At 55.6% G+C, this 8,087-nt stretch carries 5 protein-coding genes; 3 read left to right on the plus strand and 2 right to left on the minus strand.

What is annotated here, in order from left to right:
- On the plus strand, positions 1 to 1,935 hold a 1,935-nt coding region (uvrA, locus tag VMW13_03350), incomplete at its 5' end, for an excinuclease ABC subunit UvrA (protein ID HUV43847.1).
- Positions 1,936 to 2,046: 111 nt separating this feature from the next.
- Positions 2,047 to 2,598: an HDIG domain-containing protein gene (locus tag VMW13_03355; protein ID HUV43848.1), complete on the plus strand. Its 552-nt coding sequence runs from the start codon at positions 2,047 to 2,049 to the stop codon at positions 2,596 to 2,598.
- Between the two features lie 275 nt (positions 2,599 to 2,873).
- Here VMW13_03355 and VMW13_03360 read toward each other — a convergent pair whose 3' ends face one another.
- Together VMW13_03360 and VMW13_03365 are read right to left on the minus strand one after the other, a co-directional pair.
- A complete protein-coding gene (locus VMW13_03360) occupies positions 2,874 to 5,444 on the minus strand; it encodes an SMC family ATPase (GenBank protein ID HUV43849.1) in 2,571 nt (856 codons plus the stop codon).
- Positions 5,445 to 5,612: 168 nt separating this feature from the next.
- Entirely contained in the window at positions 5,613 to 6,368 is a 756-nt protein-coding gene (locus tag VMW13_03365) for a methyltransferase domain-containing protein (GenBank protein HUV43850.1), read from the minus strand.
- Positions 6,369 to 7,437: 1,069 nt separating this feature from the next.
- Between VMW13_03365 and VMW13_03370 the strand changes: the two genes are divergently transcribed.
- Positions 7,438 to 7,887 carry a PPC domain-containing DNA-binding protein gene (locus tag VMW13_03370; GenBank protein ID HUV43851.1) on the plus strand — a complete coding sequence of 150 codons (450 nt, stop codon included), beginning with the start codon at positions 7,438 to 7,440 and terminating at the stop codon, positions 7,885 to 7,887.
- Positions 7,888 to 8,087: the final 200 nt, after the last annotated feature.

An 8,087-nucleotide genomic window follows, 5' to 3' on the forward strand; every position in this document is an offset into this window, starting at 1 on the left:
GCGATTCATCCCTACCGTACGCACTCGTGGTACCTGCGCAAACTCCGACCCCTGGGACTGCCGCTGGACACGCCGGTGAAAGACATGACCGGGGAGCAGGTGGACCTGCTGCTCTACGGCGAGGAAGGCGAGTGGGTGCGGCGGCGTACCCGATATGGCCGCGTCCGAGAGTACTTCCGGGGCTGGGAGGGCGTGATTCCGGGTTTGCAGCGTCTCCAGCACGACACCAATTCCGCGTACTCGCGTGCCAAAATAGAGCAGTACGTGGTGACCGGCGAGTGCCCCACGTGCCACGGGAAGAGGCTTAAACCGGAGACCCTGGCGGTTACTATCGATGGCGGGAACATCGTGGACATCAGTACGATGTCGGTTGCCGGGGCGCTGAGATGGGTAAACGGCCTCGGTGGTAATGGCAAGCGCACCATCCTCAGCGAACGGGAGCAGGTGATTGCCCACCAGATACTCAAGGAGATAAGGACGCGACTGGGTTTTCTTGAAGACATCGGCCTCGAGTACCTCACCCTGGACCGGCCCTCGGCGACACTGAGCGGTGGAGAGGCACAGCGGATACGGCTGGCCACGCAGATTGGCAGCGGGTTGATGGGGGTACTCTACATTTGCGACGAGCCGACAGTCGGCCTTCACCAGGTGGACAACCACCGGTTGATCGAGACCCTTAAGAGGCTCAGGGACCTGGGCAATACTGTCCTCATAGTCGAGCACGATGAAGCAGTGATGCGAACTGCCGACCATATAATCGACATGGGGCCGGGGGCCGGCGAACACGGGGGATGGATTGTCGCTTCCGGGACTGTGGAGGACATAATCGAGTGCCCGGAGTCAATCACGGGGCAATACCTCGGAGGAGTAAAGTGGATTCCCATGCCCGGGCAGCGGCGACCCGGCTCGGGGGAAGAGATTGTCATCAAGGGGGCGCGACAGAACAATCTGAAGAACGTGGATGTCCGCATTCCCCTGGGGATGTTCGTCTGCGTGACCGGTGTCTCCGGCAGTGGCAAGAGTACCCTGGTTGACGAAGTCCTGTACCGAAAGCTGGCACAGGTGCTGTACCGGTCCAGGGAGCCGGCCGGCGAATGTGACGAAATCCTCGGCGTGGAGCACATCGACAAGGTAATCAACATCGACCAGTCTCCCATCGGGCGGACGCCACGAAGCAATCCCGCTACCTACACCGGGACCTTCACCCCCATACGGGAGCTGTTTGCCACCGTCCCCGAGGCACGGATGAGGGGCTATGCTCCGGGGCGCTTTTCCTTCAATGTCAAGGGTGGACGCTGCGAGGCCTGCCGGGGTGAGGGCTTTATTGAAATCGAGATGCAGTTTCTGCCGGACGTTACCGTTCCCTGCGAGGTGTGCAAGGGGAAGCGCTACAATCGGGAAGCGCTGGAAATCCGCTTCAAGGACATGAACATCGCCGAAGTGCTGGACATGACGGTTGAGCAGGCGTTGTCCTTCTTCGAGCATTTCCCCAAAGTCAGCAGGAGGCTGAAAACGCTCAACGACGTGGGGCTGGGTTATATTCACCTGGGGCAGCCGGCACCGACCCTTTCCGGTGGTGAGGCGCAGCGGGTGAAGCTGGCCACGGAGCTGTCCAAGCGTGCTACCGGCCGCACGCTGTATATGCTGGATGAACCGACCACCGGGCTGTCTTTTGAAGATGTGGCTGCCCTGCTGGGGGTGTTGCAGCGGCTGGCCGATGCCGGTAACACTATCGTGGTCATTGAGCACCATCCTGACGTGGTCAAGAATGCCGACTACATCATCGACCTGGGACCGGGGGCCGGGGACGAGGGTGGATACGTGGTGGCGACAGGGACACCGGAGGAAGTAGCCCAGGAGAGTGGTTCGTTGACCGGCCAGTATCTGACAGGGGTGTTGTCGCGGGATGCGGAGCACAGTCTGGCAGCAGGATGAGCCGGAGCAGACTGATAGCTGACGGTTGGTGCCGATATCTTGTGTTATACTGAATGGTAGAGACCCGAAGCCAGTCGGATAAGGACACCGTCCGGTAAGGAGGGTGAAGAGATGGATAGAGAAGAAGCGCTCGATTCCGTACAGGCCAACGTTGAGAACGAGAATCTGATCAAGCATATGCTGGCCACCGAGGCCCTGATGCGTGCCCTGGCGAGGCGTCTCGGCGAGGATGAAGAGGTGTGGGGACTCACCGGTCTCCTGCATGACGTCGACGTGGAGCTGACCGAAGGCGACATGGGTGCTCACAGCAAGCTGGGGGCGGACCTGGTCCGGGAGATGGGTGCCAGCGAGGAGATAGCCCACGCTATTCTCTGCCATAACGAAGCACACGGAGTCCCCCTTGAGACCACGCTGGATAAAGCCCTATTCTGTGTCGACCCGCTCACCGGCCTGATTACGGCGGCTGCCCTGATACTGCCGGACAAGAAACTTGCCAGCCTCAAGGTAAAGTCGGTAAGCAAGAGATTCAAAGAGAAGAGCTTTGCCGCCGGGGCGAACCGGGAGCAGATTGCTACCTGCACTGACCTGGGTATCGAGCTTGACGAGCTGATTGAACTCGGTGTGAGTGCAATGCAGGAGATTGCTCCCAGCCTGGGGCTGTAGCAGGCTAATGAGAAACCCTTTCGACCAACCCTTTGCAGCTGGGACAAGCCCCCTTTGGGCAGAAGACGGGTCAAGGGGGACACCCCCTTAGACCCCCGTTCCATAGGGGTTGCACCCCTCTGGACACCCCAAAACGGTGTGGGGGCTAGTCTGTGGGCGGGGTTTGTTTGCACCTAAGGGAGTGCAGGGGAACAGGGGCTGCTGATGGTCTCTTTGTAGACACGCATATTGCCGTAAAGGGCATGGCTACGTCAATGAAGTTCTAAGACGCCACACTAGCCGAAGCTGATTAGCGAGCCTTCCGGGGTCTTGGTGACGTCGATGCGGGCGGGGAAGGCGTCCCTCAGTTCCTCGATGTGGGTGATGACGATTATCTTGTCGAAATCGTCCTGAATCGAGTTTATGGCGTCCCGCAACCTCTCGATTCCGATACTGTCCTGGGTACCGAAACCTTCATCTACTATCAGCGTGGGCAGCGGGGCACCGGCACGTCTGGCGAGCAGCTTGGAAAGGGCGATGCGGATGGCGAAGTTGATACGGAAGGCCTCACCGCCGCTGAACATCTCGTAGTCCCGCGTTCCCAGTTCGTCGGCGATATTGATGTCCAGCGTTTCAACGGTATCGCCTTTCTTTGTCTCTCGCTGGGTCTCTATCTTGACGTGCATCCGGTTGTCCGTCATCCGCCCCAGGAGCCTGTTGGCCTCGGTCTCAATTTCGGGGAGGGCGGTCTCTATCAGCAGGGCCTGAATCCCCTTCTTACCGAAGGCTTCCGCGAGTTCACGGTAGATGTCTTCCTCTTTGCCTGCCTGGGTCAGGCGCTTCTCTCTTTCCCTCTTCCGCACCTCGAGTTCGGCGCAGTGTTCCAGCTTGCCCCTGATTCCGCCAATTGTCTGCTGGGCACGTTCCTGCCGGGCAGCCAGCGTGCGGTGCTCACTTTCTGCCCCGGCCAGATTATCGGTGACACCGGGGAGCGAGGTAAGCGCGCGAAGAAGCTCTTGCTTCTTCGCGTCATCCTTTTGCAGGCTGAGGCGTAGCTCGCGACTGGCCGTTTCGGCCCTGGCGGCGGCTTCTTTCTCCTGGTCGATGAGCCTGTCGGCCTCTGCCAGCTTCCGCATGGGTTCTTCGTATTGCTCCAGGTCGGACATCTGGAGTCGCACCTGCTCATGGTGCTGGGGGTCGTAGTCCAGCCTAGTGAGTTCAGCTTCGATTTCGGCGAGCAACGCCTGCTCGTCAGCGGCGAAGTCCTTTCCGGCGAGGCGCTCTTCGATTTCGCTCAGTCTGTTTCTCTCTTCATCCAGATGTCGGCCGGCCTGCTCGGCCTCCACGGTCTGCCGGGCAAGAAGGGTGACCCTGCCCTGTAGCGTCTCTCGTTCCTGCTTCAGCCTTGTCTCCAGCAGGGCGATTTCACTCTCTACGGATTTTAACGCTACCCTGCTATCGGCCAGCCCGGTCTCAGCCGAGCGAAGGGAACCGGACTTCTGCTCTCTGTCGGTAGCGTACTTTGCCTCAATGATTCGCACCCTGTCAGCGCCTAGCTCCGTCTCGCAGAGAGGGCATTTCGCGCCGTGCTCGGTGAGCAGGAGGTCGAGTTTCTCGGCAATCTCCTCGATTTCCTTCTTGAGTTGTGTCTTTCCGGTCTCCAGAGTGTGCATACGGGTGCGGAGTTCCTGGCTGGTCGTCGTCTTCTGCCGCAGTGCTTCATCTTCCTCGGACAGGTGCCGTAGCTGGTGCTGTGCCTGCTGCAACTCGGTCCGCAGTTCCGGCAATTCCCGAGACGTGGTCTCCAGCTGGCTAATCTGGCTCTGGGCCAGGGCATGTTCGGTGAGCAGACTCTGGCTGGCCTCCTTGATTTTCATGTCCAGTTGCGTTCTCTGCCGTTCCAGGTTGAGTGATTGACGGGACTTCCGGTAGAGTTCGTCGCTTGCCTTCCGGGCTTCAACTAATCGGGCATGGCCGGACTCGATGCTGTCGCGCCGGTTGAGCAGGTCTTCATGCTCCCTGATTCGGGTGATCTGTTGCCTGAGTTGTTCGTACCACTGCTCCAGCGTCCGCGTCTGCTGGTTGATTTGCTCGTCAAGCTGGGTAAGCTGCCCCTGCCTGGTTTCCAGCGATTCCTTCTGCCGGCGCAGGTCATTGACCCTGGATTCAGTGCCCTGCATGGTAAGGGATATCCGGGCAAGGTCGGCTTCCGCCTCTTCAAGGTCGGTTTCGTAGGATGGTTTTCGGGATAGCTCTTCCAGGATGTCCCTGATAGTGCTCTCAAGCTGCTCCTTCTCCGTTTCGCGCTGCCTGGCGAGTTCTTTCGCCCGGGTTTCAAGCCCGTCGTAGAAGGAGAGCCCCAGGATGTTGGCCAGCACCTGCTTGCGTCTTGCCGGGTTTGAGGTGGTGAACTCGTCGGCGTGGCCCTGTCTCAGGTAGGCGCTGTTGGTGAAGGTGGGGTAGTCCATGTGCAGGGTGTCGATTATCTTCTGCTGTGTCTCGTGGATTGTGTTGCCGGTTATCGGCCTGAAGCCGTCCTCCGTGGCTATCTGGAGTTCCAGGATGGTTTGCCCCGATGCCCGACGGCTCTTTGGCCGTGAGTGCCTGCGTATAATGCGGTACACCTGCTCTCCCACGGCGAAGTCGAACTCCACGGCTACCTCGGTCTCACCGGTGTGGATAAGGTCATCGTCGCGCCTGGCGCGGGTCTGCCCCCAGAGAGCCCAGGTCATGGCATCAATCAGGGCGGACTTACCGTGGCCGTTGCTGCCGCAGATGCTGGTGGTGTGGATTCCGCCGAAATTGAGCGGCGGCACGTTGTCGCGGTAGCACATGAAGTTGCGGACCGATAGTCTGATAGGAATCATATTGGCTTATTGTAACATAGTCCGAGGTGGTGTTTCTGTTGGTGACCCGATAACGGTGCCCTATTGAAGGGGCCCCATCCCCTTTATCCCCTTCCCCTCGTAATCATCGGGATCATTGTCCAACCATGCGTACGATTATTTGATACCATTTCACTTTTCTATTAAGAATTAGTTTTTCCTCGCAACTATACGGGTAAATGTAAAATTGCCTCCATCCGTTTCAAGCATTTCTACATCACCGCTTCTTTTTAAAATACCAGCTTCTTTAAGAGTTTTATCCCACCTCAGCCACACGTCGTATCCATGTGGCATAGTATCAGCAACTTCAATGGTAACTACGCCGGATCTGCTCCAAAGCTGACGCCACCATTCAGGATTGTGATGTGTAAAAAGGTACGGCTCCCAATAGGGTTTTAATTTTTCTGGTATGATGCTCTCAAATTCCTCCTTTACACCTGGGACAACAATCCCAATTTGTCCACCCGGCTTTAAATATCCAACTATATTAGATAAATACATTTCTTCTGTGCCAAAATAATGATAAGCATCCAAACTGATGATAGCATCAAAGAAATCGTGTGCAAAAGGCAAATCGTGAGCCTCCGCATGTATAGGATAGACCAAACTTGACACACCCGATTCTTTGATTCTAAGCCAATTTTCAGTCGCACTTATCCATAAATCAGTTGCCCAAACATGTACTCCAAACTCTTTGGCAAGGAAGATAGAACTTACTGCTTTACCGCAACCTAAATCAAGAATCTGCATACCTGGCTTTAGATCAATTGATTCTGATAGATATTCCGCAAGCCAAGCTGAACTAGGTCCCATTTCATTTTCATTTAGCCACTCAATATCGTACTTGGATGATAGAGGGAACTGCTCAAGGGTGAGTGCTTTCTGTAGCTGTTCTTTTTCAACCAATGTTATCAACCTCTTAACGAATAAACATGGGGATGTTCACGTGGGCTAATAACCACGTTTGACAATTAGCCAAGTTGTTACACCATGATTATTCTTGCGCATTACCAGGTAATTCTTTTCCTATCTGGTCATCTGGCGCTAATACAAGTAGAAGTAACATATCGGCACCGGCTTGAGTTTTCCCTTTGATCTGTTTTCTAATCAGTTTCTCTATATAGGATATAACCGCATCTACCTTTTCAATAAGTTTACTTAGATTTACTGATTCAAATAGCGTTGAGTTCTATCATATCATAGGTGGTTTTGGTTCTTTACCTACGGGATTGATAATCGGAATCTGTCGTGCGAATACCGTTCCAGGAGCCAGAGAACAGGTGTACCATAAATCGTTTGTTGGATTCGGTATAGCCACCCAACTTAAGGTTCCCCATACTGGTAGCTCCTTACTGATTAGATTACTGATCTCATTATTGAGGTGCTGGACAGTATTTCGTGAAGCCTCAACTTTTTCAGCCTCTCTAAATAACAGATTTAGACTCGGAGTATTTTGCTTGACCCCTCGCATTTGTCTCAACAACCCGCATAATCGATACACAGAGTCGATAATAGCCCAGGCATCTGAAGTGGCACGTACTGTTAAAACGCCTATACGGACTTTTTTCTTCTGAATCACGCTATTTGCTAATGTGAGCAAGGTCTTACATAACCTGCCGTAGGCAGTTTCGGCTATTTCAACAGAGAATCTAATCCCATCCAAGAATAGCATTTGTCTGCGATCTAGATTCTTGGGAAGCCGTTAAAATACTAAGCGGTTTCTCATTATTGGCCTATTGTAACATAATATGGGGTACATATTGCTCCGTAGAGCCGTGGTTTTTAGCGCGACGACCCCATCCCCTTTGGTCTGTCTGATTTCCTGGAGTGAGGGGCAGGTAGAGTGAAATAGGCTTTGACTCTCTGTGGGTTCCCTGTGGCAGCAACGAAGGTGCACGGAGGCTCAGCTTGACAGTGGCAGTCCTCGCTCTCTAAAGTGTCCAGTACGGGACGAAGCAGGACAAGGAGGCTTCCGATGAAGGCTACCGAGGGACAGATAGGCCGGGTCTTCGTGATACGGCTTGAAGATGGCGATGTGGTACCGGATTGCATTGAGCGTTTTGCCGAGGAGAAGGGTATAACGGCCGGGCAGGTCATCCTGATTGGCGGGATTGGCGGTGGCGAGGTGGTGGTTGGGCCGCGCCGCTCTGACGAGATGCCGCCGGAGCCGATGCTCCTGCCCCTGGACGGTGCCCACGAAGTGGCTGGGGTGGGCGTGCTTGCTCCCGGTGAGGATGGTAAGATGGCGCTGCATATCCACGCCGCACTGGGGCGCTCCGGCAAGACCACCACCGGTTGTCTGCGCCCCGGAGTGACCACCTGGTTGGTGGGTGAAGCCATTATATTCGAGATACTGGGAGTTGACGCGAAGCGCGTCTTGAGTGAAGAGACCGGGTTTGCACTGCTGGAGGTCGTACCGAAGTGAGGGTGTGACGGTCAACGAGAAGCTGCTCTTGCGTACTTCGTGGGGTGGCTACTGGGTCTATCGTGCCTGTGTCTTCAGGCTAGAACCCCTTCATCACGTGGAAGAGACGAGAAGATAGGTTCTAACCCCTCTCAGAGACTCCTCTCCTACTCCAGGTAGTCCTTGAGCTTGCGGCTGCGGCTGGGGTGGCGGAGCTTGCG

Source organism: Dehalococcoidales bacterium (assembly GCA_035529395.1).
GTDB lineage: Bacteria > Chloroflexota > Dehalococcoidia > Dehalococcoidales > Fen-1064 > DUES01.